The organism is Hymenobacter terricola (assembly GCF_017921975.2).
GTDB lineage: Bacteria > Bacteroidota > Bacteroidia > Cytophagales > Hymenobacteraceae > Hymenobacter > Hymenobacter terricola.
Window position 1 is genome coordinate 58,044 of sequence record NZ_JAGEMO020000026.1, and the last position, 22,791, is coordinate 80,834.

Here is a 22,791-nt window from a genome sequence, read left to right on the forward strand (position 1 = left end):
GCCTTAGACCTTATCGGCCAGGAAGCGGGCCGTGTGGTTCGTGTCTTTCAGCTTCACCAGTTCCTCGGGCGTGCCTTCGAATAGCAGGTGGCCGCCGTTGAGGCCGCCCTCAGGGCCGAGGTCAATCAGCCAGTCGGCGCACTTGATGATGTCCACGTTGTGCTCGATGATGAGTACGGAATTGCCCTGCTCAATCAGCGCATTCAGGGCGCCGAGCAGCTTGGCAATATCGTGAAAGTGCAGCCCGGTGCTGGGCTCGTCGAAGATGAACAGGATTTTATCCTGCTGAAGGGTAGCGCCTTTGGTGAGGAAGCTGGCCAGCTTCACACGCTGGGCCTCGCCGCCGCTCAGCGTGTTGGCCGACTGTCCGAGGCGGATGTAGCCCAGGCCCACGTCTTCCAGCGGCTTGAGGCGCTCAGCCACTTTGGGCTGGCTTTTGAAGAACTGGACAGCATCGGTCACGGTCATTTCCAGCACGTCATCAATGCCCTTGTCCTGGAATTTGATTTCCAGAATGTCCTGCTTGAATTTGTGGCCGCCGCAGCCCTCGCAGGTCAGGTAAATGTCGGCCATGAACTGCATCTCGATTTTAACCTGGCCTTCCCCCTGGCACACTTCGCAGCGGCCGCCGTCCACGTTGAAGGAGAAGTGCGAAGGCTTGAGGCCCCGCGCTTTGGCCAGCGGCTGCTCCGAAAACAGCGTCCGAATAGCGTCGTAGGCCTTCACGTAGGTAACGGGGTTGGAGCGCGACGACTTGCCAATGGGGTTCTGGTCCACGAATTCGACGTGCGACACCTGCCCGTTTACGCCCGTGAGGCGGTCGAACTTGCCGGTGCTTTCGCCCGCGCCGCCGCCCAGCATCTTCATCAGCGCCGGGGCCAGAATGCGCTTGATGAGCGTGGACTTTCCCGAGCCGGACACGCCCGTTACGACGGTCATTACGCCAAGCGGAATCTTCACATTGACGTTCTTGAGGTTGTTTTCGCGGGCTCCGGTTAGCTCCAGGGCATTGCGCCAGGGGCGGCGCACTTTGGGAACGGCCACTTCCATGCGGCCGCTCAGGTACTGGCCGGTGTAGGTGGTGGTGTCCTGCAATAGCTCGGCCATGGTGCCCTGGAACATCAGGTTGCCGCCGCCGCTGCCGGCTTCGGGGCCGATGTCGATAATCTGGTCGGCGGCCTCCATCATCTTCTCCTCGTGCTCCACCACCACTACGGTGTTGCCGAGCTGCTGCAACGAGCGCAGCACGCCAATCAGCTGCTCGGCATCCTTCGGGTGCAAGCCAATTGAGGGCTCGTCCAGCACATACATCGAGCCCACCAGCGCCGAGCCCAGCGAGGTAGCCAGCGAAATGCGCTGGCTTTCGCCCCCGCTCAGCGTATTGCTCAGGCGGTTCAAAGTCAGATAACCCAGGCCCACGCGGTTAAGGTAACCGAGGCGGTTGGTGATTTCCGTCACGAGGCGCTCGGCCACTTTGGCGTCGTGCTCGTTCAGGCTCATATTCTGGAAAAACGCCAGCGCGTCGGAGATGGGCAGCAGCACGATATCGGCAATGCTGCGGCCGTCGATGCGCACGTACTGAGCATCTTTGCGCAGGCGGGTGCCGCGGCAGTCGGGGCAGGTGGTGCGGCCCCGGTAGCGGCTTTGCAGCACGCGGTACTGGATTTTGTGGGTCTGCTCGCTCACCCACTTGAAATACTTATCGAGGCCGTCGAAGAACTTGTTGCCGGTCCAGAGCAGGCGCTGCTCGGCCTGGCTCAGCTCGTTGTAAGGTCGGTGAATGGGGAAGTCGAAGCGGATGCCGTTTTTCAGCAGCGGCTTCAGCCATTCGCCCTGCTTCTCGGTGCGCCACGGCGCGATGGCGCCTTCGTACACCGTCAGGCTCTTGTCCGGAATCACCAAATCCTCGTCGATGCCCAGCACCGAGCCGAAGCCCTCGCAGGTCTGGCAGGCGCCGTAGGGGTTGTTGAAGGAGAAGAAGTTGACGCTGGGTTCTTCAAAGATGATGCCGTCGAGCTCGAATTTATCGGAGAAGGTTCTGTTAGTTGTTAGTTGTTGGTTATCAGTTGTCAGGCCAGCGCCGTCTTCACTAACAACTGGCAACTGACAACGGACAACTAAACTTCCGTGGCCCTCAAAAAAGGCCGTTTGCACCGAATCGGAGAGGCGGAAGAGCAGGTCCTCGTCATCGGGGCGCAGCACGGCGCGGTCAATCATGATGAAAACTTCCCCTTTCACTTCGGGCTGGCCCTCGCCAATCAGGTCCTCAATCTGGGAAGTCACGCCGTTCACCACCACGCGGCTGTAGCCTTTCTGGAGCAGCAAATCCAGCTCCTTATTCATGGTGCGGGTTTTGTCGGCGCGGTAGAGCGGGGCCAGAATCATGGCTTTGGTGCCCTCGGGCTGGGCGGCCAGGAAATCAACCACGTCGGCCACATTATCCTTGCGCACCTGCTCGCCGCTAACGGGCGAAAACGTGCGCCCCACCCGCGCAAACAGCAGCTTGAGGTAGTCGTAAATCTCGGTGCTGGTGCCCACCGTCGAGCGGTTGTTCTTGATGCTGACCTTCTGCTCGATGGCAATGGCCGGCGAAATGCCCCGGATGTAGTCCACGTCGGGCTTGTCCATCCGGCCCAGAAACTGGCGGGCGTAGCTGCTCAGGCTTTCCACGTACATGCGCTGACCTTCAGCGTACAAGGTATCGAAGGCGAGGCTGGATTTGCCCGAGCCCGAGAGGCCCGTGACAACGATAAACTGGTTGCGCGGCAGGGCCACGCTGAGGTTTTTGAGGTTGTGAACCCGGGCGTTTTTGATGAGGATAAATTCGCGCGGGTCGAGGTTATCAATGGCATTGTCGGCGGGGGCCGAAACTTGCAAAGCGTCTTTTTTGGGCATAAACGAACTAACAGCGGAGAGGGGCCGGAAGGTTTCGGCCGACGGCAATTGCTATGGGTACGAAGGTACGGCCGGGGCGGAGGGCATCCGAAACCATTGGAGCACCAATGTGCTGACATCGGGCAAATAATGCAGCACTTTCCTTAACATTGCGTCCCTTTTCGCCTCGCCAATTGCTTATGCTTTCTACCAGTCCGCTTGCTTCTGTTCACGAGGTTATTCAACAGATTCGCGCCAACGCCTCGGCCAATGCCAGCTTGTTTCGAAACAACGAAGCGGCTACCCGAGCCGCATTGATTGACCCCATTTTGCGGGCTTTGGGCTGGGATACAGCCAATGTGCGCATGGTAGAACCCGAGCGCATGGTCGCTAATAAGCAGTCGCTTGACTATGTATTGAAGGATACGCAAGGAAACATTCGCTCTGTGGTCGAAGCTAAAAAGCTGGGCGAAAGTCTCGATAAGCTGGGCCACGTTGGGGCGCTGATTGGATATGCCTTTTCGCTCAAGCCGACTAATTTCTTCATCACAGATGGCTTAAACTGGCATTACTATTCGCCCGCTCATTCCAGCTACGAGCCCGTAGCAACGTTGAATCTGCAAGAGGCCGACACCGTCGCCGCTGCGCTACAACTTGTTCAGTGGCTTGATGCAGCGCAGAGCGGCCATGGTATCCAGCCGGATTTTGGTCCAACGCCTTCTCACGCGGGCTCGCCGCTTCTAAAGCAGCCCCAACTGACGAAACCCACTGCCAAGCCGCTTGCAAAACCGAAGAAGCCTCAACCCGAAGCAGCCGACTTCACCGATGTAAGCCAGCTGCATTTGCAGGATTTGCCGGCGGGCCAGAAACCGAAGCAGCTGCGGTTACCAAATGGTTCTGTCAAGTCAATTTCGACCTGGAAGGGTATTCTACTGGAAGTATGCCGCCTAGTGCTCGTTACTAATCTGCACCTACAACTTCCCTTACCGGATAAAGCAGGAAAATCACGTTTCCTCTTCTCTGACAAAAAACCAGAAAAAGGGTCGAGTTCAACAGCTTCTTACAAAGGCAAACTGATATTCATCGGAACGCATTACAGTGCGGCCGACTGCATTGCCAATGCCCTTTATGCCTTGGCCCAACTGCCGGCCGGTCAGAACTCAACCACTTTGGCGGTAAGCTTCTAATTCGCTTAAAAGCAAGAGCATGGAAATTTATTTTTCCATCAATTAGAAACTTGTCTAATTATCTTTGTACCATTGTACATCCATTTACCAATCCCCTGCCATGCAAACGCTTACTCGTTTTTTCATAAGCACGGCCGGTGCCGCGCTGCTTAGCCTCACCGGCGCCTACGGCCAGACGGCCACCAAGCCCAGCCTCACCGGCAACTGGACGGGCACACTGGGGCCGCTGGAATTCACGGCCCACCTCACGGACTCCGCCGTCGGGCCGCGCACGGCCACGCTGGACATCCCCGCCCAGCACGCCAATGGCCTGGTCATGCAGTTCACGGCACCGGCCGACAGCGTGTACCTGCGCATGCGCCAGCCGGTGGCTGCGCAGTTTGCCGGCCGCCGCTCAGCCGATGGGCAGCAGTTGGTGGGCGAATGGCAGCAGGGCCTGCGCTCGTTTCCGCTCACGCTCAGCCGCGCGGGCAGCGCCAAAGCCGCCGGCCCCAACCGGCCCCAGACGCCGCAGCCGCCGTTTCCCTACCAGTCGGCCGATATCACCTTTAAGAATGAAAAGGCTGGCTTGACCCTGGCCGGCACCTACACCGTGCCCGCCGACATGGGCCCGTTTCCGGCCGTGGTGCTGCTTACCGGCTCGGGGCCGGAAGACCGCAACGAAACCATCTTCAACCACCAGCCTTTCGCGGTGCTGGCCGATTACCTCACCCGTCGCGGCGTAGCCGTGCTGCGCTTCGACGACCGGGGCGTGGGCCAGAGCGGCGGCACCCAGCAGGGCATGACCAGCGCCGACTACACCACCGACGCCCAGGCGGCCCTGGCCTGGCTGCGCGCCCAGCCCGGCATCCGCAAAAGCCAGGTGGGATTGCTGGGGCACAGCGAGGGCGGCACGGCGGGCATTGGCGCGGCCGGGCAGCCGGCGGGGCCCGATTTCCTGGTGCTGCTGGCCGGGCCGGCTATCGCCGGTGATGAGCTGATTGTGCAACAGTCGTTGGCCCTGACCCGCCTGCAAACCACGGACGCAGCTCAGCTGGCCACCATCGAGAAGCAACAGCGTAGCATGACCCAGATTATTCAGAAAACGCCTGATGATGCCCAGGCCCGCGCCCAACTAATGGCGCTCTACAACCCCACCAATGACCCCAACACGGCAGCGGCCATGGAATCCCAATATGCGGCGATGACCTCGCCCTTCTACCGCCACCTGCTGGCCGACCGGCCGGCCCAAACGCTGGCCAAAGTGCACTGTCCGGTGCTGGCCCTGGGCGGCAGCAAAGACTTGCAGGTGCCCGCCACGCGCAACCTGGCCGCCGCCGCCGCCGCCCTGAAAGCCGGTGGCAACCGCGACGTGACGGTGAAAGAATTGCCCGGCCTCAACCATTTGTTTCAGACCGCCAGCACGGGCGGCCCGGCCGAATACGGCACCATTGAGGAGACGTTTGCCCCAGCCGCCCTGCAGATTATTGGTGATTGGATAGCGCAGCACAGTCGAAAATAAATTCCGCGGCCCGGCGTAAACTCAGCCTGCGAGTGCACCGTGGTGAAGCGAGAGCAGGTACGGGCTGCTCAGTAGGCTAAGTAAGTTGGGGACTGATTGGCATGTTATAGATTTGTTGTACTTTTCAACACCAGATTCTATTGATTGCCCTGCTACCCTCAATTATTTATTCCGATTCCAAGATGAGATTTTTACTTGCTACTGTTTTTCTACTTGCGTGCGGGTTGAATAGCGCCTTTGCGGCAACCCCGCCGACGGGTCCCGCGCCCCTCAACGGCCAATGGAGAGGCCCGTTGAAATTACTGGGTGGCCAAATCACCATCGTCATCACCATCGTGCCCCTCACCAACGGCGCGTATTACGCCGCCCTCGACGCTCCGCAACAGCGCATCAGCCGCATGCCGGTGGAAGTAGAGCTGAAGGACGACGACCTCACGCTGCGCATCGAGCAGGCTGGCAGCAGCTTTGTGGGCAGGGTGCTTGATGGCGGCGCCACCCTCAAAGGCACCTGGAAACAGCCGGGCGTGACGGCCCCCATGGTGTTGCAGCGGGCCGTGGCCTCGGTGCAGGCCGCTACCAGGTTCAAGGCCGCGCCGCCCTACCGCCAAACCGACGTCAGCTTCCAGAACCCGGTTACCAAAAACTACCTCAGCGGTACGCTCACGGTGCCGGCCGGCGAAGGGCCGTTTGCCGCCGTGGTGCTACTGTCCGACTCCGGCCCGCAAAGCCGCGACGTGGAGGTGACCGGCTACCGCATGTTTGGCCAGCTGGCCGATTACCTCACCCGCCACGGCATTGCCGTGCTGCGCTTCGACGACCGGGGCGTGGGCAAATCGAGCGGCACTTACGCCAGCGCCACCACCGCCGACCTCGTAACCGATGCCCAGGCCGCGCTGACTTTTCTACGCGCCCAGCCCCTGGTGTCGGACCACCGCGTGGGGCTCATTGGGCACGGCGAGGGCGGCAATGTGGCTCTGCTGGCCGCTGCCGCACCAAACCGAGCCCCGGCTTTCGTAGTGTCATTGGCGGGCTACGGCCAAACGGGTTATGACGTGCTGCTGCGCCAGCAGGGCGAAATCATGCGCCTTATCGGCTCCGACCCCGCGCAGGTGAAAGCGGCCCAGGCGGTGTTCCAGCGCACGGTGGGCATCATCCGCCAAACGTCCGACAACGCAACGGCCCGCGCCAAGGTAGCGGCCCTGCTCACGGCTACCAACACGGGGATTGACGCCGCCATGGCCCGCGCCCGCGCCGCGCAGCTGACTTCGCCGTGGTCGCGCTATTTTTTCGATTTTGACCCCCAGGCCCAGCTCGACAAAGTGCAATGCTCGGTGCTGCTGCTCAATGGCACTGCCGATTTGCAGGTTTCGGCCAAGCGCAATATGATGCCACTGGCCAAGGCGCTGCACCATGCCAAGCGCACCGTGGCCACCTACAAGCTCAACGGCGTCAACCACCTGTTTCAGCCCGCCCCGGCCCAGTGGCCAATGGTGAACGGAGCACAGCAAGCCGTTTTTTCGCCCAAAGCCCTGAAGAAAATTCAAGATTGGGTAACTCTGGAAACTCAACTCCCCGGCGGCCCCCTGCCCGTAACGGTGAAACGCCCCCCCACCGGCCGCAAACCCGTCCGGACACCTGCCACCGCACGGACGCGCGGCTAGCGTAGCCCCTGGCCGCTGACGGCCAGGGCTGGCCCTGCTATTTTTTGCCTATCATTGCGGCTCTACCCCAGGCCCGGGCAGTCTACTTGCTCTCTTCCACGCCTCTACCGCTCCCGGGCCGCTCGCCAGGGCTCCTTTTCTTATGGCCTCTCCACACTCGCCACAGCCCCGTCGGTCCTGGGACAATTCCGGCCCGATGCGCTGGGTGCGGCGCTATTTTGGCTACTCGCGGGGCGAAGCCAAGGGTATGGTTGGGCTCTTGGTTTTGATGCTGGCCGCCATCGTGGCGCCCATCCTGCTGCGGCCGGAGTTGCCCAGGTATTTGCCCGCCGCCGACCAGAAAGGCCTCGACCAGCTGGCGGCCCAGCTCAAAGACCACCGCACGGCCGAGCAGGGCTACGCCACGCGCTTCCCCAAGCGCGACTATAAAAAGCTTGAGCGCGGTAGCCGTTATCCGGCAGTGGCTCAAATCCGCCTCGCCCCTTTCGACCCCAACGCTCTCACCGCTGCAGGCTGGGAGGCGCGGGGCGTGCCGCACTTCGTGGCCGCTCGAATTGAAAAATACCGCGCAGCCGCCGGCGGCTTCAAGGCCAAAGCTCAAATCAAGAAGATGTACGGCCTGGAGGACTCCGTGTACCAGCGGCTGGCCCCGTTCATGCAGCTGCCTGACGAAGCCCCCAAGCGTGACTACGCCGCCAACAAGCCCGGCCCGGACGGCAAATTCCCGCCCTTCGCCGCCACCGATGGGGCGCCCGGCAAGTTCTCACGCAAGCCCCGCAACCTCCAACCCTTCGACCTGAATACGGCCGACACCACGCAGCTGATGCAGATTCGCGGCATTGGCGCGGGCCGGGCGAAGTGGGTGGTGAAGTACCGCAACCAGCTGGGTGGCTACCTGCGCGAGGACCAGCTGGACGAGGTGTTTGTGCTGAAAGACGCGCCGGATTTGCGGGATAGTCTGAAGAAATACACGTTCGTGGCGCCCGGCTTCGCGCCCAAAACGGTGAATGTGAACACGGCCTCGTTCGACGAAATGTATTTGCAGCCCTACATCGGCAAGCCGCGGGCGCGCATTATCGTGGCTTACCGGCAGCAGCACGGGCCATTCAAAACAGTGGAGGATTTGAAGCAGATTCCAATTCTAAAGCCGGCCGACTGGGAGAAAATGCGGCCCTATGTGCGCTGCGAATAGCCCGGCATTGCCGAAAATCTCTAAAAAAAGTCACGGCAGGAAGTAACTATTGGGAATGGTAGTACCGTAGTAGGTGGTTGAACTTAACACCGTTCAGAAAACTGCGGACCTAACCAACGGCCCTCCCAACAGGTTAGCAATATCAGTTACCACTCCCCACTTCCCTGCCATGATGGATAACTCCACGCCCGATTCGGCCGCGCTGCCCGACGGCCCGGCGCCCAACGACGGCCGCCGCTCATTCATCAAGCAAGCCACTGGCCTGCTGGGCCTGGCCCTGGCTCCACCACTCGTCAGCCAGGCCGAGCGCCTCACCGCCATGTCCAAAAAGGTGGAAGGCGTGAGCGAAATGCGTCTTAAAGTGAACGGCACGCTGCGCACCATAAAAGCTGAGCCACGGGTGACGCTGCTCGATGCATTGCGCGAAAACCTCGACCTCACCGGCTCGAAAAAAGGCTGCGACCACGGCCAGTGCGGCGCCTGCACCGTGCTGGTCGACGGCCGCCGCGTGAACAGCTGCCTCACCCTGGCCGTGATGGCGCAGGGCAAGGAAATAACGACGGTGGAAGGCCTGGCCAAAGGCGAGGAATTGCACCCGTTGCAACAGGCTTTTATTGACCACGACGGGTTCCAGTGCGGCTACTGCACGCCGGGTCAGCTCATGTCGGGCGTGGCCTGCCTCAAGGAAGGCCACGCCAAAACCGACGGCGACGTGCGCGAGTGGATGAGCGGCAACCTCTGCCGCTGCGGCGCTTATCCAAACATCGTAGCGGCCATCCGCGAGGTGGAAAAAAGCGGTTTTAAAGGGTGATTAGCTGTCAGTTGCTTGTTGTCAGTTGTCAGCACCGGACAGATTTCAACGAACTAACAACTGACAATGAGCAACTAATAACCAACTAGCTATGAACAACTTCACCTACCTCCAGGCCACGGCGGCAAAAGATGCCACTGCGGCCGTAGCGGGCACCAAAGAAGCGGCCTTCATCGCGGGCGGCACCACTTTGCTCGATTTGATGAAGCTGGATGTGGAAAACCACAGCCAGCTGGTGGACATCAACATGCTCGCCTTCAAAGGCGTGGAGCAGACGGCCGATGGCCTGCGCATTGGTGCGCTGGAACGCATGAGCGACGTGGGCGAAAACCCGCTCGTGTTGCAGAATTATCCGGTTATCTCGCAGTCGCTGTTGCTGGCGGCCTCGCCGCAGCTGCGCAATATGGCCAGCATTGGGGGCAATATTTTGCAGCGCACCCGCTGCGGCTATTTCCGCGACACGGCCTTTCCGTGCAACAAGCGCCAGCCCGGCTCCGGCTGCCCGGCGCAGGACGGCGAAAACCGCGGCCTCGCCATTCTGGGGGGCAGCAAGTCCTGCATCGCCACCTATCCCGGCGACCTCGCCGTGGCCCTTGTGGCCCTGGACGCCGTGCTGCTGCTCGAGAACAGCAAGGGCAAGCAGCGCCGCGTGCCGCTGGTCGATTTCCATGTAGTGCCCGGCTCCACACCGCAGCGCGAAACCGTGATTGAACCCGGCGAATTGATAGTTTCCGTGACCGTGCCGGCCGCCGCGCACGCCCGCAAATCGATGTACCTCAAGGTGCGCGACCGGGCTTCGTATGCCTTCGCGCTGGCCTCGGCCGCCGTGGGCCTGGATGTGCAGGGCGGCCAGATTCGCTCCGCCCGCGTAGCGCTGGGCGGCGTGGGCACCAAACCCTGGCGCTCTCTGGCGGCCGAGAAAGTCCTGACCGGGGCACCGGCCACGGAGGCCACGTTCCGGGCGGCCGCCGCGGCTGCCGTGCGCGACGCCCAGCCCCACGAGCAAAACCGCTTCAAGGTAGAATTGGCCCAAAACACGCTGGTAAGGGCATTGACAGAATTATCAGCAGCTTAATCATCTGTCATGCAGAGCAGAGCGTAGCGAAGCAGCTCGCGTGCGGCAGTGATTCAATCGTGTTGATTAGTGAAAGCACGCGAGCTGCTTCGCTACGCTCTGCATGACCCGCATTTATCCGACTTTTTAGCCATGGAAAACGAACCAGCTTTCTTCGAAACTTCGCCCACGCCCAGTTCGGTAGGCCAGCCCATGAACCGCGTGGACGGCCGCGACAAGGTGATGGGCCGGGCCAAATACTCGGCCGAATACCCGCTACCGGGCCTCACCTACGGCGTGCTCAAAACCAGTGACATCGCGAAGGGCAAAATTCAGAATATCGATACCAGCGCGGCGGCCAAAGCGCCCGGCGTGCTGGCCATCTACACCCATCTGAACCTACCCAAACTGGCCAAAACCCCCAACGATGCCGATGGTAAAAAGGCCATTGGCGCACCCATGGGCTTCCTGCCGCTCACTTCGGATGTGATTTATTACGCCGGCCAGCCGGTAGCGTTGGTGGTGGCCGACACCTTTGAGCGCGCCACCCAGGCTGCCACTTTGGTGCGCGTGACCTACGCCGCCGAGCAGCCCATCGCCGCCTACACCGACCCCAAAGCCCAGCTCTTCAACCCCGAGAAAATTCAGGATGGCAAAGCCGATGGCTACACCCGGCGCGGCGATGCCCGCGCCGCCCTGGCCAGCTCGCCCATTAAAATGACGGCCGTGTACACCCACGCCATCAACCACCACAACCCGATGGAACCGGGTTCGACAACGGCCATTTGGGAAGCGCCCGACCGGCTGACGGTCTACGAATCGACGCAGGGCGTGACGCGCACGCAGAAGTCGCTGGCCGCCATGCTGGGCCTGCCGCAGGACCAGGTGCGCGTCGTGACCAAGTTTTTGGGCGGCGGCTTCGGCTGCAAAGGCTCGTGCTGGCCGCATACCGTGCTCACGGCGCAGGCTGCCAAGGGCGTGGGCCGGCCGGTGAAGCTGGTGCTCAGCCGCAAGCAGCAGTTTACGAGCATGGGCCATCGCGAGGACCAGACCCAAACCCTGACTTTGGGCGCTACCAACGAAGGCAAGCTCACGGCGCTCATCCACGAGAAAACCTCCACCACGTCGCCCTGGGACAATTACGCCGAGTCGAACAGCAAGATTATCAATCTGCTCTACGAGTGCCCCACGTTTGAGTCGCACTACCAATTGGCGCGGGGCAACGTGATGACTTCCACCTTTACCCGCGCCCCCGGTGAGGCCCCCGGCTCCTTCGCCATCGAGTGCTCGATGGATGATTTGGCCTACCAGCTGGGCATCGACCCCATCGAAATCCGGCTGCGGAACTACGCCGAAAAAGACCCCAGCACCGGCCAGGCCTGGAGCAGCAAGAGCCTGCGCCAGTGCTACGCCCGCGGGGCCGAGCTGTTCGGCTGGAGCAAGCGCAACCCTAAAGCCGGCGTGACCAAAGACGGCCGCACGCTCGTGGGCTGGGGCATGGCCACGGCCAGCTACCCGGTGCACAGCTCGCAGGGCACGGCCCGCGTGCGCCTGTTTGCCGATGGCCACGCCGTGGTGCAGGCCGGCGCCACCGACCTCGGCACCGGCACCTACACCGTGATGACGCAGGTAGCCGCCGATTCGCTGGGCCTGCCACCCGAAAAAGTCCGCTTCGAGCTGGGCGACACCCGGCTGCCCACGGCCCCCAACTCGGGCGGCTCGGTGGCGGCGGGCACGGTGTCATCGTCGGTCTACATGGCGGCGCAGGACGTGTGGCAGAAGTTGACCAAAATGGCCACACAAGACCCCAAATCGCCCCTATTCAAAGCCAAGCCGGAGGACGTGACCATGGAAAAAGGCCGGCTGCAATTGAAGAAAGACCCGTCGAAAGGCGAGGACTTTATGGCCCTGATGAAGCGCGGCGGCCTGGACGACATCGAAGGCAGCGGCCAGGGCAAGTACGGCGCGGGCTACGAGGCCGGCCAAAGCGCCAACGCCGCCAGCGACGCGCACAAAGACGAGGCCGGCCAGCACTCCATGCATTCCTTTGGTGCCCACTTCTGCGAGGTGCACGTCGACCCCGACCTGGGCACGGTGCGCGTGACGCGCTGGGTGAGCGTGCACGGGGCCGGCCGCATTCTGAACGCCAAAACGGCCCGCAGCCAGATTATCGGCGGCTCCATTTTCGGCATCGGCGCGGCCCTGATGGAGGCCACCGTGCGCGACCCGCACTACGCCCGCTACGTCAACTCCGACCTCGGCGACTACCACATTCCCGTGAACGCCGACATCCCGGACATGACCGTGGAATTCATCGACGAGCACGACCCCTACATCAACGCCATGGGCGTGAAGGGCATTGGCGAGATTTCGATGGTGGGCGTATCGGCCGCCGTGGCCAATGCCGTGTTCCACGCCACCGGCAAGCGCGTGCGCGACCTGCCCATCACGCCCGATAAAATCCTGGGCACGAAGGCCGTTTAAACCATGGCCAACCGTTCAACTTCCAGCGCCACCGCTCCGGTTTCAGCCGGGCCAGTGGCGCTGCTGTTGCTGGCCGCCGGAGCTTCCACCCGCATGGGCCGGCCCAAGCAATTGCTGCCCTATAACGGCCGCACCCTGCTGCGCCACGCCGCCGAAACGGCCGTGGCCAGTGGGTGCACACCCATCGTGCTGGTTACCGGCGCGCTGCACGAAGAATTAATGGCGGAGGTAACCGGCCTGCCCATTCAGGCAGTGCGCAACATGGCCTGGGCAACCGGCATGGCCTCATCCATCCGCACGGGCCTGGCCGCCGTGGCCGCAACCGGGCCGGCCGCCGTGCTCATCATGCTGTGCGACCAGCCGCTGGTGACGTCGGAACTGTTGCGGCAGTTGGTGGCCCAGCAGCAGCAAACGCAGGCTCCCGTCGTAGCCTCACTCTACGGCGACACACTGGGAGTCCCCGCCGTTTTCGGCCAAACCATGCTAGCTGATTTACTCCAATTGCAGGGGCAACAGGGCGCCAGGCACCTCATCGCCAGCTTTGGGCCAGGCGTCGGCCGAATACCTTTGCTGGCCGGTTTGCTCGACGTGGATACGCCCGAGCAGTACGCCACGCTCCTCAACAATGCTTCCTACCTCTCTGATGAATCCTACTGACTGGCTGCGCATCGCCCAGCGCCTCCAGGCCCTGGCCCAAACCGGCCTTGCCTACGCTTCCAACGGCTTTGACACCGAGCGCCACCGGGAAATCCACGCCCTCAGCATGCAAATGCTCGCCAACCTCACCGGCGAGCCCGTGCCTCAGCTCCAGGCAATTTTCGCCGCCGAAACCGGCTACCCCACGCCCAAGGTGGACATCCGGGCCGTGCTTTTCCGGGGCACCGAGGAAGTCCTGATGGTGCAGGAGAAAATGGACGGCAACCGCTGGTCGCTCCCCGGTGGCTGGGCTGATGTGGGCTACACGCCCTTCGAAGTGGCCGTGAAGGAAGTGCAGGAAGAAACCGGCCTCGAAACCCAGGCCGTGCGCCTGCTGGCCCTGCTCGACAAAAAGCAGCACCATCACCCGCCACAGCCTTGGTACGTGTACAAGGCCTTCGTGCTCTGCCGCGTAACCGGCGGCACCATCCGGCCTCACACCACCGAAACCGCCGAAGTCCGCTGGGTGCACCGCGACGAGTTAGTGGGGTTGGAATTATCCACCGACCGCGTTACGCTCGCGCAACTCGAAACCATGCTGGCCTTTGCCCAAAACCCCGACTTGCCCACACTGTGCGACTAAAAATGCCCCTGCCAGGAGCCCTTCCATCTACTTCGTCCCCGATTCCAGCCCGCGCAGCTTATCGGCCCGCCATGCCGTGATGGCCACCACCACCAGCGTCATTGCCCCGCCAAACACCACGCTGGTCACCGTGCCCATCAGCTTGGCCGCCGCCCCGCTCTCAAACCCACCAATCTCGTTGCTGGAGCCGATGAAGATGTTATTCACCGCCGAAACCCGGCCTTTCATGTATTCCGGCGTGTAAGTATGAATCAGCGTGGAGCGCACGATGACGGAAACCGAATCGAACACCCCCGTCAGGAACAACAGGAACAGCGACAGCGCAAAGCTTTTCGACAGCGCAAACCCGATGGTGGCCAGCCCAAAACCACCCACGGCCCACAGCAGCTTGCGTCCCGCGCCACGCCGCATGGGCGAGTACGTGAGCCACACCGCCATCAGCACCGAGCCCACGGCCGGCGCAGCGCGCAGGTAGCCCAGCCCGTCCGGCCCGGTGTGCAGAATGTCCTTCGCAAAAATGGGCAGCAGCGCCACCGCCCCGCCAAACAGCACCGCAAACAAGTCGAGCGACAGCGCCGCCAACACAATCTGGTTACCGAAAATAAATTTCACGCCGCTCAGAATGCTTTCGCCCAGGCTCAGCCGCTCGCCCTCGCGTTGCGGCAGTGCCCGCCCCGCAATGCTCAGAAACAGCAGCAGCGAGATGAGCATCAAAGTCGCATCCACCTCATACGCGAAGCCCTTGCCCATCTTCGCAAACAGCAGCCCGCCGATGGCCGGCCCCAGCACCGCCGCCGCCTGCCAGCTGCTCGAATTCCACGTCACCGCGTTCGAGAGCAAGCCACGGTCAGGCAGCAGTTGCGGCATAAACGAGAACACCGCCGGTCCCAGGAACCCACGCGCAATGCCACTCACGAACAGCACCACGTACAGCATCACCACATAAAGGGGAAAAGAGGCCACCTGCTGGCCCGCAAACAGTGCCATGCCCGCCGGTTTGGTCAGTAAAAACAAGCTCAGCGAACACAGAAACAGCACCAGCATCATTGGCAAGATGATGCGCTTGCGCGGCACCGAATCGGCCACGTGCCCGGCGTAGAGCGACACGGTGATGCTCGGAATGGCCTCGGCCAAGCCAATCAGGCCCAGCGCCAGCGGGTTGTTAGTCAGCTCGTAAATCTGCCAGCCCACCACCACGCCCTGAATCTGGCTGGCGATGGTGAACAGCACCCGGGCCGACACCAGCCGGCGAAAATCAGGCACGCGCAGGGCCGCGTAGGGGTCGTGGGCAACAGGGGCAGCAGCGGGAGGAAGCATATAGAAGCGCAAAACCGCCTGTACGACGGCCCGCCCCAAAGGTAGGCCGTGTCGCGTTGGGTGGTGGGGTCAGTTGGCGGGTTTCGCCTGCATTGCAGATAGATTTTGCCTCACCGACGCCCCTCGGTTTATGTCAGCTTTTGGTCTGGAAATTACGCCCCGCCCCGACCTGCCCGCCGTCGTGGCCCGGTGGCAGCGCGAAATCACTGCGTCCGAGTGGCAAGCCAGCTGGTTTGCCGTGCTCGAAGCTGCCGACGACCTGCAGTGCTGGCGCTGGCTCCTCGACCTGCGCCGCCGCGAAGACCCGGCCACTCCGGAGCTTACCACGTGGATGAATACCGATTTCTTTCCCCGGCGTGCCCGTCGCTACCCCAAGCCCGTCCGCATCGCCTTTTTGATTTCACCCACGCGGGCTTTGCGAGAACAATCGGCCAGCTCGGTGGCCACCATCAGCGCCAACCAACGGCCCGAGTATGGCTACCAAACCGCGCTTTTCACCGACGAAGCCGCCGCATACCACTGGTTGTCGGGCCAAATAAGTGCCTGAATATTATTTCAAGGAAAACTTTTTTAGTTTTTTTGTAACTCGTCAAAAGCAAAATAGGGCTTAGATGAAGTTTTGAGGAAGGTTGCGCTGTTTTAACCGCAAAATTCTGTCATTTTTATTTTTTCTCTATTGCGCAAGTGCATTTCGTTTCTCTACATTTGGTCCGATTCTAGCGGGTTTTAATACCCGGCTGCTCGTCGCTCTCAAAATTTTTCTCGGTAACTGCATACTATGGCCTGAAGCTCTACGTTCCCCTTATCCGTAGCCCTTTATGGACCTCTTGCAACCGAGCGACTCCGCGCTCATCTCGCTCTACCTGGCTGGCCAGGAATCCGCCTTCGCCATCCTTCTGGAACGGCACCGCAGTCGTGCGTTCACGACCATCCTCCTCATCGTGCGCGATGAGGATGTGGCCGAGGACCTGTTGCAGGATACCTTCATTAAGGCCATCCACACGCTCAAGAGTGGCCGCTACAACGAAGAGGGCAAGTTTGCTCCCTGGATTTGCCGCATCGCCCACAATCTGGCCATCGACTCGTTTCGGCGCGGCAAGCGCGTGCCCCACATCAGCCTCACCGATAATGACCGCCTGACCAATACTCTCACCATTGCCGACGACGGGCCGGACGATATTTTGGCCCGCGAAGAAACCCACGCCCGCCTTCGGGCGTTAATCCAGGAACTGCCCGCCGCCCAAAAGGAGGTACTGCTCATGCGCCATTACGGCGACATGAGCTTCCAGGAAATTGCCGACGCAACCGGCGTGAGCATCAACACGGCCTTGGGCCGGATGCGCTACGCGCTGATAAACCTGCGGAAAAAAATGACCGCAAATTCCCTCGATTATGATTCAAACCTTACCCCATTCGACACTGCTCCAGTATGTGTACAACGAATTGCCGGCTGAAAGGCAGCGCGAGGTAGAGGAGGCACTGCAGCACGACCCGGACTTGGCCGCTACCTGCGCCGACCTCCTTTTGGCCCAGCGGGCGCTCGACGGTGTGCGTCGAGAACCCCGGCCCGAAACCTCCGAGGCAATTTTGCGCTACTCGCGCACTTTCTTACCCAAGTCCTGAGCCCCTTAGACTTTTTGTGGCGGCCCCTGCGTGCGCCCCGTTGGCGCGGGTAGCGCAAGCCCATACGCTGAACAGAATAAAACGGCCCTGCCGGGCTGGTCAGAGCATCCCGCCCGCAGTAGCAATCCCCTCGACTGGTTTTGCTATTGTGTTGGAGATGCTTCGACCAACCCGGCAGGGCCGTTTTACTTTTGTTGGCTCCTTATCTCCACCGTATGACTCGCGCCGACCGGTTCCGCTACTTTCTCGACTATTTCACGACCAACTTTCCGGAGCCCAAAACGGAGCTGGCTTACGGCAGCCCGTATGAGCTCATCGTGGCCGTGGTGCTCAGTGCGCAGTGCACCGACAAGCGTGTGAACCTGGTGATGCCCGCACTACTGGCCGAATTCCCAACCGCCGCTCACTTGGGTGCGGCCTCCGCCGACGATATTTTCCCGTTCATCCGCAGCGTTTCCTACCCCAACAACAAGGCCAAGCACCTTGCGGGCCTGGGCCGCATGCTCACCGAGGATTTCGCGGGCGAAGTGCCCAGTCAGATTGATGAATTGCAGCGACTGCCCGGCGTGGGCCGCAAAACGGCCAATGTTGTCGTTTCCGTTATCTACAACCAACCCGCCATGGCCGTCGATACGCACGTTTTCCGGGTATCGCACCGCCTGGGCCTCGTGCCGAAAACCGCTACCACTCCGCTGGCGGTGGAGAAGGCCCTGGTACGGCACATCCCGCAGGATTTAATTGCCAAAGCGCATCACTGGCTCATTTTGCACGGCCGCTACATTTGCGTGGCCCGTTCGCCCAAATGCAGTATTTGCCCCTTGGCGCCCAGCTGCGCCTACTTCGAAAAGAACTTCGGCAAGGCATTAGCCTACGAGCCCATACCAAAGGCGTAACTACCGTGGCTGAGCATTACAAATACGTCCAGCTTGGCAATTGCATAAATCGGCATAAGCTGAGCACTATACCACACAAAACACTGCATGTTGCACTACAACACTCAGGAAAGCCTTTATGCTTTTCGAGCAGCAGCTTCTAATACCTGCTGCACCTGCTGGGCCAGTTGCTGGCGGTCAAACTCTTCCAGCGCCAGTTGGCGGCCCCGCGCTCCAGCCGCCACCAATAGCGCCGGCTGGGCCAGTAGTGCCCAAAGCTGCTCAGCTAAAGCCCTGGCATCGCCGGCCGGCACGTACCAGCCGCAATCATGCTGCTCCACCAGCGCTTTGGTCCAGCCCCGGTTGGTCACAATCACCGGCGTGCCCACCGCCAGCGAGTCGTAAAGCTTAGCGGGTGAGTTGGAGTCCAGCACCGGTAGCGCCAGAAACGCCACCACCGAAACCTCGGCCAGCGCAAACCATCCAAACACCGCGTGCCGCGCCTGCCCTCCCACCAGTCGAATGCGGCCGGGCCACCGGGCCGCTGCCGCCGCCACCAGCGGCTCATAAAAGCCATGCCCCAGAAACAGCCACACCACATTGCTATCAATCGAAGCCATAGCCTCAGCCGCCGCCACCAGCGTGGGAACGTCGTTAGCCCGCCCGAATGTACCCGCGTATAAAATCACCTGCTTGCCAACCAAGTCGTGCTCAGCTCGCAGGCGGGCCACTACGTCAGGCGTCGCGCGCGCAGCCAGATTCAGGTCAGTGCCATTCAGCACGGTAGTTACCTTTTCGGGCGCAATGCCCAAATCGGTCACATACCGCGCCATGTCGGGCGAGAGCGGCAGGATGTGGCGGGCGCTTTTATACAGCCGTTTTTCGAGTTGATACAGTTGCCGCCGGGCCAGCGCCGTGGGCACGGCCCCCATGGCAATCGGGAACGACGGCCATAAGTCCTGCACCTCAAACACCCACGGCACCCGCCGCAACCCGGCCACCTGCGCCGCCGCCCAAGCAGCTGTCAGTGGCGTGCTGATGCCCCAGATTATGTCCGGCTTCACAATGCGCAGGCCTTCGCGCATGGCCCAGGCAGCGTATTGCGCAAACGACAACGCCCGGCGGGCGGGCCCCATCTTGTTGTCATACGGCACCTTAGCCTCCAATATCTCCACCCCAGCTGGCACCCACGGAAATTTTTGGGTCAGTCGCTGGCTTTTCCAAGCGGGAGTGGTCAGCAGCGTTACTCGATGCGATTTGGCAATATGGGCCAGCAGCGTGTAGTGCCGGCTGGTAGCCGGGCAATCGGGGTTTGTATGATATTGGCTAAAAACGGCGATGTGCATGGAAAAGGCTGTCAATGAGCAGCATACAACGCCCCGACTGCCACACTTAAGAAGCGTGCGTTAAGCGTCACTCACTAACTATTTTTCCCGCTTGGGACGATAATGCGACCCGTTCAGAATGATTTGGGCATCCTTTTCGGCCATCAAGCGCCCCAGGCTTATTTTGGGGTGTTCGGCCACATACTTGCGCACAATTTGCAAGCCCACCCACTGGCCCACCCGGCCGGGGCAGGTTTTGTCGATTTCCGGCACGTTGGGACGCTCGCCCACGTATTTCTGCACCAAAAAAGGAGTGGTCGAATACAGCAGATTATTTTCCAGGAAATGGCCCCACACGCGGGCTTCGTTAGCTTCCAACCCCACCATTTCGCGGGCGGTATAGCCCAGCAACAGCGAATCGGGAGTGCAGGGCAGCACCTGGCTGGCGAAGTACAGGGCTTTGCCCGAATGCACCATGGCGTCCAGCATCGTATTGGCCGTCAGCTCGTGGCGGTTGTACTTGCTCGATATGTTCTGGGCCAGCAGAGGCGGCATGCCCGCCGGCGTGTAGCGGCGCAGCATATACTGCGGCAAGTCGGGCCGCTTGCTGGCTTTTGGGCCCGCAAACCAGTCCAGGCTGAGGACCAACAAGCTGTCGTTCACATAAATATCCTTGCTCAGAAATCCACTTATGTACGTAGCCGTCGGGGGCACCCGGAAATCAGGAAAGTAGTAATGCACCCGCCGGAATAGTTCGCTCAGTTCATGGGTAAGCGCCGCACTGTCTGGGAAAGCGGCGGCGGTTTCGCGGCCCACTTGCTGCAAGGCCGCATTGGTAGCCATCTGAGATAAGCCCCCCTCTAATTCTTTCTCGTTGGCCGCCTGGCGCTGCAAGTAATACCGGGAAAAGGCCGGATGCGCGTTCATAAACTGCTGGGCATCAGCAATATTTTTTATATTGAAGAACGCCGGCTCCAGGTGCTGCACCCGCACAGGCAGGGCCGGGGCATCGGCGGCGGCATCGGCCCGGCAGCCGTCGGTAGGTCCGCGCTTGCATGCGCCCAACCCAAGGCTCAATCCAAAAAACAAGGGCAGCCAGCGCCGCCACGCAAAATTATTCTTATCCACGCTCGTTACTTTGGGGTAAAATTAGCCAAAACCCATCAGCAGTCGGCATCCGCCGCATGTAATCCGGTTATATCCTCCGTATGAAAAAAATATTCCTCGCCCTGTTGGTCGTCACCGCCACCATTAGCACCGCCGCCGCCCAGATTGAAATCGGCCTCAAAGTGTCGCCATCCATTACCAGCTTACGGGCTGAGTCGCCCACCGACCACGCCTTTGCCAGCGACGGCAGCCAACTTGGCTTTGGCGGCGGCTTGGTGGTGGACTACTTCTTTGGCGAAAATTACGCCTTCAGCACCGGCTTGCTGCTGACGGGCAAAGGCGGCACCATTTCCTACACCGATGTGTCCGGCGGCGTCACGGGTCAACCGTTCGTAGTAAAGCCCAAAATCAGCACCCAGTATTTGGAGTTGCCCGTCACCATCAAGCTCTTCACCAATGAAATAGCTCCGGCCACACGCCTCTATTTCCAGGTCGGGCCGTCGCTGAATATCCCCATCGGCACTCGCATCGATGGCAATAAGTTTTTCACCGACCCCGCTACGGCCAAAGAGAACAAAGCCAGCGACTACATCTACTTCGTTGATGTCGACATCATGGCCGGAGCCGGCGTCGAGTACCAGTTAGCTAAAAGCACCAAGGTTTTTGCTGGCCTCAGCTACCACCGCGGCCTGGTTGACATCGACCATTACTTTGAAAGCACCCGCGGCTTCAAAGATGTTACCATCAAGAATAGCTCTTTCGGCTTGGACTTAGGCATTAAATTCTAGTTCAACCATTCGGTTACCAAACAAAAAGCCCCGCCATTTGCATTCGTGCAAACGGCGGGGCTTTTTGTTTGCCTCAAGAGGTTAGTCCACAATTTCTACTTCGCGGTCCTGCAGTCGGCTCATCGCAGCGGCCGACGAACGCAGCTGGATTTCCTCACCTCGCTCGTCTTCAATACGATAGTCGGTGAGGCCCAGGCTGCTGTCTTTTACAACTTTCACCCATTTGTAGTACTTAAGGTACCACTTCATCTGGCGCGAAACCAGCCCTTTGGTGTAGTAGGCGTGCAGGAACGGGTGCACCGACAACGTGATACCCGACTGGTTCTGGTTCACCAGCAGGTCGTCGATGCTATTGTCGATGTCATCGGTCACTTGGATAGAAGCCGAGATTTTGCCAGTACCGCCGCAGGTGGGGCACACCTCGCCGGTCACAATGTTTTCGGCCGGCCGTACCCGCTGCCGGGTAATCTGCAGCAAACCGAACTTGGTGATGGGCAGCACCGTGAATTTAGCTTTGTCGAGCTTCATCACGTCGCGCACGGTGTCCTCTACCTTTTTACGGCTCTCAGCCGAGCGCATATCAATAAAGTCGATGACGATGATGCCACCCATGTCGCGCAGGCGCAACTGCCGGGCCACTTCTTTGGCCGCCAGCATGTTAATCATTAACGCCGTGGCCTCCTGGTCGTTTTCCTGGTTGCTCTTGCTACCCGAGTTTACATCGATGACGTGCAGCGCTTCGGTGTGCTCGATGACGAGGTAGCCGCCGCCTGGCACGGTCACCGTTTTGCCAAACAGCGTCTTGAGCTGCTTTTCAATGCCGGTCTGTTCGAAAATTTTAATTTTCGAGTTGTGCAGTTTCAATAGCCCAAGCTTGTCGGGCGCAATTTTCTGCAAATAGTCGCGCATCTCCTCGTACATGGTCGGCGCGTCCACCATGATGCTGTCGAAGGACTCGTTCAACATATCGCGCAGCATCGACGAGGTACGGCCTAACTCGCCCAGCACCTTATCGTTGGGCTTGGCCGTGCGGAGCGTGGTGTGGAGTTGCTCCCACTTGGCCACCATGTCCTGCATGTCCTTGTCCAGTTCGGCTACCTCGCGGCCTTCCGCTACCGTGCGGATAATGACGCCAAAGTTTTCTGGCTTAATACTGGCAATGAGCCGCTTGAGGCGGTCACGCTCGGCCTTACTCACAATTTTCTTGCTGACGCTGATGGTGTTCGAAAACGGCATCAGCACCAGGTAGCGGCCGGCCATCGAAATGTCGGTGCTCACGCGGGGGCCTTTGGTCGAAATTGGCTCCTTGATGATTTGCACCACAATTTGCTGGCCTTTTTTGAATACACTTTCGGCCTTGCCCACTTTATCAAGCGGGGGCTCAAACGTGAATTTCTCTAGTCCGGCGCCCGGCGCCCGGCCATTTTGTACCCCGCGTACCCACTTCGTCAGAGAAGGGTATTGTTCGCCGAGGTCGCCGTAGTGCAGAAAAGCGTCTTTTTCGTAGCCGATGTCCACAAAAGCCGCATTCAGACCGGGCATCACCTTTTTCACGGTGCCCAGGAAGATGTCGCCTACTGAGTAGTTGGTGTCGTTGCGGTCGAAGTGGTATTCAATCAACCGCTTGTCTTGCAACAACGCAATCCGCTCGCCTTCCTGAGTAGAATTAATCACTAATTCATTACTCAAAGCGTTGGTTTAGTTAAGGTAACCTAC

The 22,791-nt window shown here is 60.4% G+C and carries 18 protein-coding genes; 13 read left to right on the top strand and 5 right to left on the bottom strand.

Annotated features, from left to right (window positions below; all coding sequences use genetic code 11):
- Positions 1 to 3: 3 nt before the first annotated feature.
- On the bottom strand, positions 4 to 2,895 hold the full coding sequence (uvrA, locus tag J4G38_RS17245) for an excinuclease ABC subunit UvrA (protein WP_210519134.1): 2,892 nt from the start codon (positions 2,893 to 2,895) through the stop codon (positions 4 to 6).
- 179 nt (positions 2,896 to 3,074) lie between these two features.
- Here uvrA and J4G38_RS17250 point away from each other — a divergent pair, with 179 nt between their 5' ends.
- The 9 genes from J4G38_RS17250 to J4G38_RS17295 all read left to right on the top strand — a co-directional run bounded on the left by J4G38_RS17250 (position 3,075) and on the right by J4G38_RS17295 (position 14,043).
- Positions 3,075 to 4,061, top strand: a complete 987-nt coding sequence (locus J4G38_RS17250; RefSeq protein WP_210519135.1) for a hypothetical protein — start codon at positions 3,075 to 3,077, stop codon at positions 4,059 to 4,061.
- A gap of 100 nt (positions 4,062 to 4,161) precedes the next feature.
- Positions 4,162 to 5,562, top strand: a complete 1,401-nt coding sequence (locus J4G38_RS17255; protein WP_210519136.1) for an alpha/beta hydrolase family protein — start codon at positions 4,162 to 4,164, stop codon at positions 5,560 to 5,562.
- Positions 5,563 to 5,786: 224 nt separating this feature from the next.
- Positions 5,787 to 7,223: an alpha/beta hydrolase family protein gene (locus tag J4G38_RS17260; RefSeq protein WP_226163510.1), complete on the top strand. Its 1,437-nt coding sequence runs from the start codon at positions 5,787 to 5,789 to the stop codon at positions 7,221 to 7,223.
- A 142-nt stretch (positions 7,224 to 7,365) separates the two neighbouring features.
- Complete coding sequence (locus tag J4G38_RS17265; protein ID WP_210519140.1) at positions 7,366 to 8,415, top strand: helix-hairpin-helix domain-containing protein; 1,050 nt, start codon at positions 7,366 to 7,368, stop codon at positions 8,413 to 8,415.
- A gap of 169 nt (positions 8,416 to 8,584) precedes the next feature.
- Positions 8,585 to 9,226, top strand: coding sequence for a (2Fe-2S)-binding protein (locus J4G38_RS17270; RefSeq protein ID WP_394371047.1), 642 nt, complete (start codon positions 8,585 to 8,587; stop codon positions 9,224 to 9,226).
- Between the two features lie 91 nt (positions 9,227 to 9,317).
- Positions 9,318 to 10,301 carry an FAD binding domain-containing protein gene (locus J4G38_RS17275; RefSeq protein WP_210519142.1) on the top strand — a complete coding sequence of 328 codons (984 nt, stop codon included), beginning with the start codon at positions 9,318 to 9,320 and terminating at the stop codon, positions 10,299 to 10,301.
- Positions 10,302 to 10,433: 132 nt separating this feature from the next.
- Positions 10,434 to 12,764, top strand: coding sequence for a xanthine dehydrogenase family protein molybdopterin-binding subunit (locus J4G38_RS17285; RefSeq protein ID WP_210519143.1), 2,331 nt, complete (start codon positions 10,434 to 10,436; stop codon positions 12,762 to 12,764).
- A gap of 3 nt (positions 12,765 to 12,767) precedes the next feature.
- Positions 12,768 to 13,421, top strand: coding sequence for a nucleotidyltransferase family protein (locus J4G38_RS17290; protein ID WP_210519145.1), 654 nt, complete (start codon positions 12,768 to 12,770; stop codon positions 13,419 to 13,421).
- Positions 13,390 to 14,043 carry an NUDIX hydrolase gene (locus J4G38_RS17295; protein WP_226163511.1) on the top strand — a complete coding sequence of 218 codons (654 nt, stop codon included), beginning with the start codon at positions 13,390 to 13,392 and terminating at the stop codon, positions 14,041 to 14,043. The genes J4G38_RS17290 and J4G38_RS17295 overlap by 32 nt, the downstream gene beginning before the upstream one ends.
- Before the next feature lie 27 nt (positions 14,044 to 14,070).
- On the opposite strand, the gene J4G38_RS17300 is transcribed toward J4G38_RS17295, so the two are convergent.
- A complete protein-coding gene (locus J4G38_RS17300) occupies positions 14,071 to 15,360 on the bottom strand; it encodes an MFS transporter (RefSeq protein ID WP_210519147.1) in 1,290 nt (429 codons plus the stop codon).
- Positions 15,361 to 15,490: 130 nt separating this feature from the next.
- Here J4G38_RS17300 and J4G38_RS17305 point away from each other — a divergent pair, with 130 nt between their 5' ends.
- The 3 genes from J4G38_RS17305 (at position 15,491) to nth (ending at position 17,876) form a co-directional block, all read left to right on the top strand.
- A complete protein-coding gene (locus J4G38_RS17305; RefSeq protein WP_210519149.1) occupies positions 15,491 to 15,907 on the top strand; it encodes a hypothetical protein in 417 nt (138 codons plus the stop codon).
- Positions 15,908 to 16,178: 271 nt separating this feature from the next.
- On the top strand, positions 16,179 to 16,814 hold the full coding sequence (locus J4G38_RS17310; RefSeq protein WP_210519151.1) for an RNA polymerase sigma factor: 636 nt from the start codon (positions 16,179 to 16,181) through the stop codon (positions 16,812 to 16,814).
- Positions 16,815 to 17,198: 384 nt separating this feature from the next.
- On the top strand, positions 17,199 to 17,876 hold the full coding sequence (nth, locus tag J4G38_RS17315) for an endonuclease III (protein ID WP_210519153.1): 678 nt from the start codon (positions 17,199 to 17,201) through the stop codon (positions 17,874 to 17,876).
- 116 nt (positions 17,877 to 17,992) lie between these two features.
- Here the strand turns inward: nth and J4G38_RS17320 are convergent, their stop codons facing one another.
- Together J4G38_RS17320 and J4G38_RS17325 are read right to left on the bottom strand one after the other, a co-directional pair.
- Positions 17,993 to 19,201: a glycosyltransferase family 4 protein gene (locus J4G38_RS17320; RefSeq protein WP_210519154.1), complete on the bottom strand. Its 1,209-nt coding sequence runs from the start codon at positions 19,199 to 19,201 to the stop codon at positions 17,993 to 17,995.
- 78 nt (positions 19,202 to 19,279) lie between these two features.
- Positions 19,280 to 20,308, bottom strand: coding sequence for a gliding motility protein GldB-related protein (locus tag J4G38_RS17325; RefSeq protein WP_210519156.1), 1,029 nt, complete (start codon positions 20,306 to 20,308; stop codon positions 19,280 to 19,282).
- Positions 20,309 to 20,388: 80 nt separating this feature from the next.
- On the opposite strand from J4G38_RS17325, the gene J4G38_RS17330 reads away from it, so the two are divergent.
- Entirely contained in the window at positions 20,389 to 21,075 is a 687-nt protein-coding gene (locus tag J4G38_RS17330; protein WP_210519158.1) for a porin family protein, read from the top strand.
- An 81-nt stretch (positions 21,076 to 21,156) separates the two neighbouring features.
- Here the strand turns inward: J4G38_RS17330 and J4G38_RS17335 are convergent, their stop codons facing one another.
- A complete protein-coding gene (locus tag J4G38_RS17335) occupies positions 21,157 to 22,764 on the bottom strand; it encodes an Rne/Rng family ribonuclease (protein ID WP_210519160.1) in 1,608 nt (535 codons plus the stop codon).
- Between the last annotated feature and the right edge of the window lie 27 nt (positions 22,765 to 22,791).

What these genes read in the sequence shown, in the direction of transcription:
- uvrA (WP_210519134.1), bottom strand. Translation starts at nt 2,895, where the DNA reads ATGCCCAAAAAAGACGCTTTGCAAGTTTCGGCCCCCGCCGACAATGCC.
- J4G38_RS17250 (WP_210519135.1), top strand. Translation starts at nt 3,075, where the DNA reads ATGCTTTCTACCAGTCCGCTTGCTTCTGTTCACGAGGTTATTCAACAG.
- J4G38_RS17255 (WP_210519136.1), top strand. Translation starts at nt 4,162, where the DNA reads ATGCAAACGCTTACTCGTTTTTTCATAAGCACGGCCGGTGCCGCGCTG.
- J4G38_RS17265 (WP_210519140.1), top strand. Translation starts at nt 7,366, where the DNA reads ATGGCCTCTCCACACTCGCCACAGCCCCGTCGGTCCTGGGACAATTCC.
- J4G38_RS17270 (WP_394371047.1), top strand. Translation starts at nt 8,585, where the DNA reads ATGATGGATAACTCCACGCCCGATTCGGCCGCGCTGCCCGACGGCCCG.
- J4G38_RS17275 (WP_210519142.1), top strand. Translation starts at nt 9,318, where the DNA reads ATGAACAACTTCACCTACCTCCAGGCCACGGCGGCAAAAGATGCCACT.
- J4G38_RS17285 (WP_210519143.1), top strand. Translation starts at nt 10,434, where the DNA reads ATGGAAAACGAACCAGCTTTCTTCGAAACTTCGCCCACGCCCAGTTCG.
- J4G38_RS17290 (WP_210519145.1), top strand. Translation starts at nt 12,768, where the DNA reads ATGGCCAACCGTTCAACTTCCAGCGCCACCGCTCCGGTTTCAGCCGGG.
- J4G38_RS17295 (WP_226163511.1), top strand. Translation starts at nt 13,390, where the DNA reads ATGCTTCCTACCTCTCTGATGAATCCTACTGACTGGCTGCGCATCGCC.
- J4G38_RS17300 (WP_210519147.1), bottom strand. Translation starts at nt 15,360, where the DNA reads ATGCTTCCTCCCGCTGCTGCCCCTGTTGCCCACGACCCCTACGCGGCC.
- J4G38_RS17305 (WP_210519149.1), top strand. Translation starts at nt 15,491, where the DNA reads ATGTCAGCTTTTGGTCTGGAAATTACGCCCCGCCCCGACCTGCCCGCC.
- J4G38_RS17310 (WP_210519151.1), top strand. Translation starts at nt 16,179, where the DNA reads ATGGACCTCTTGCAACCGAGCGACTCCGCGCTCATCTCGCTCTACCTG.
- nth (WP_210519153.1), top strand. Translation starts at nt 17,199, where the DNA reads ATGACTCGCGCCGACCGGTTCCGCTACTTTCTCGACTATTTCACGACC.
- J4G38_RS17320 (WP_210519154.1), bottom strand. Translation starts at nt 19,201, where the DNA reads ATGCACATCGCCGTTTTTAGCCAATATCATACAAACCCCGATTGCCCG.
- J4G38_RS17330 (WP_210519158.1), top strand. Translation starts at nt 20,389, where the DNA reads ATGAAAAAAATATTCCTCGCCCTGTTGGTCGTCACCGCCACCATTAGC.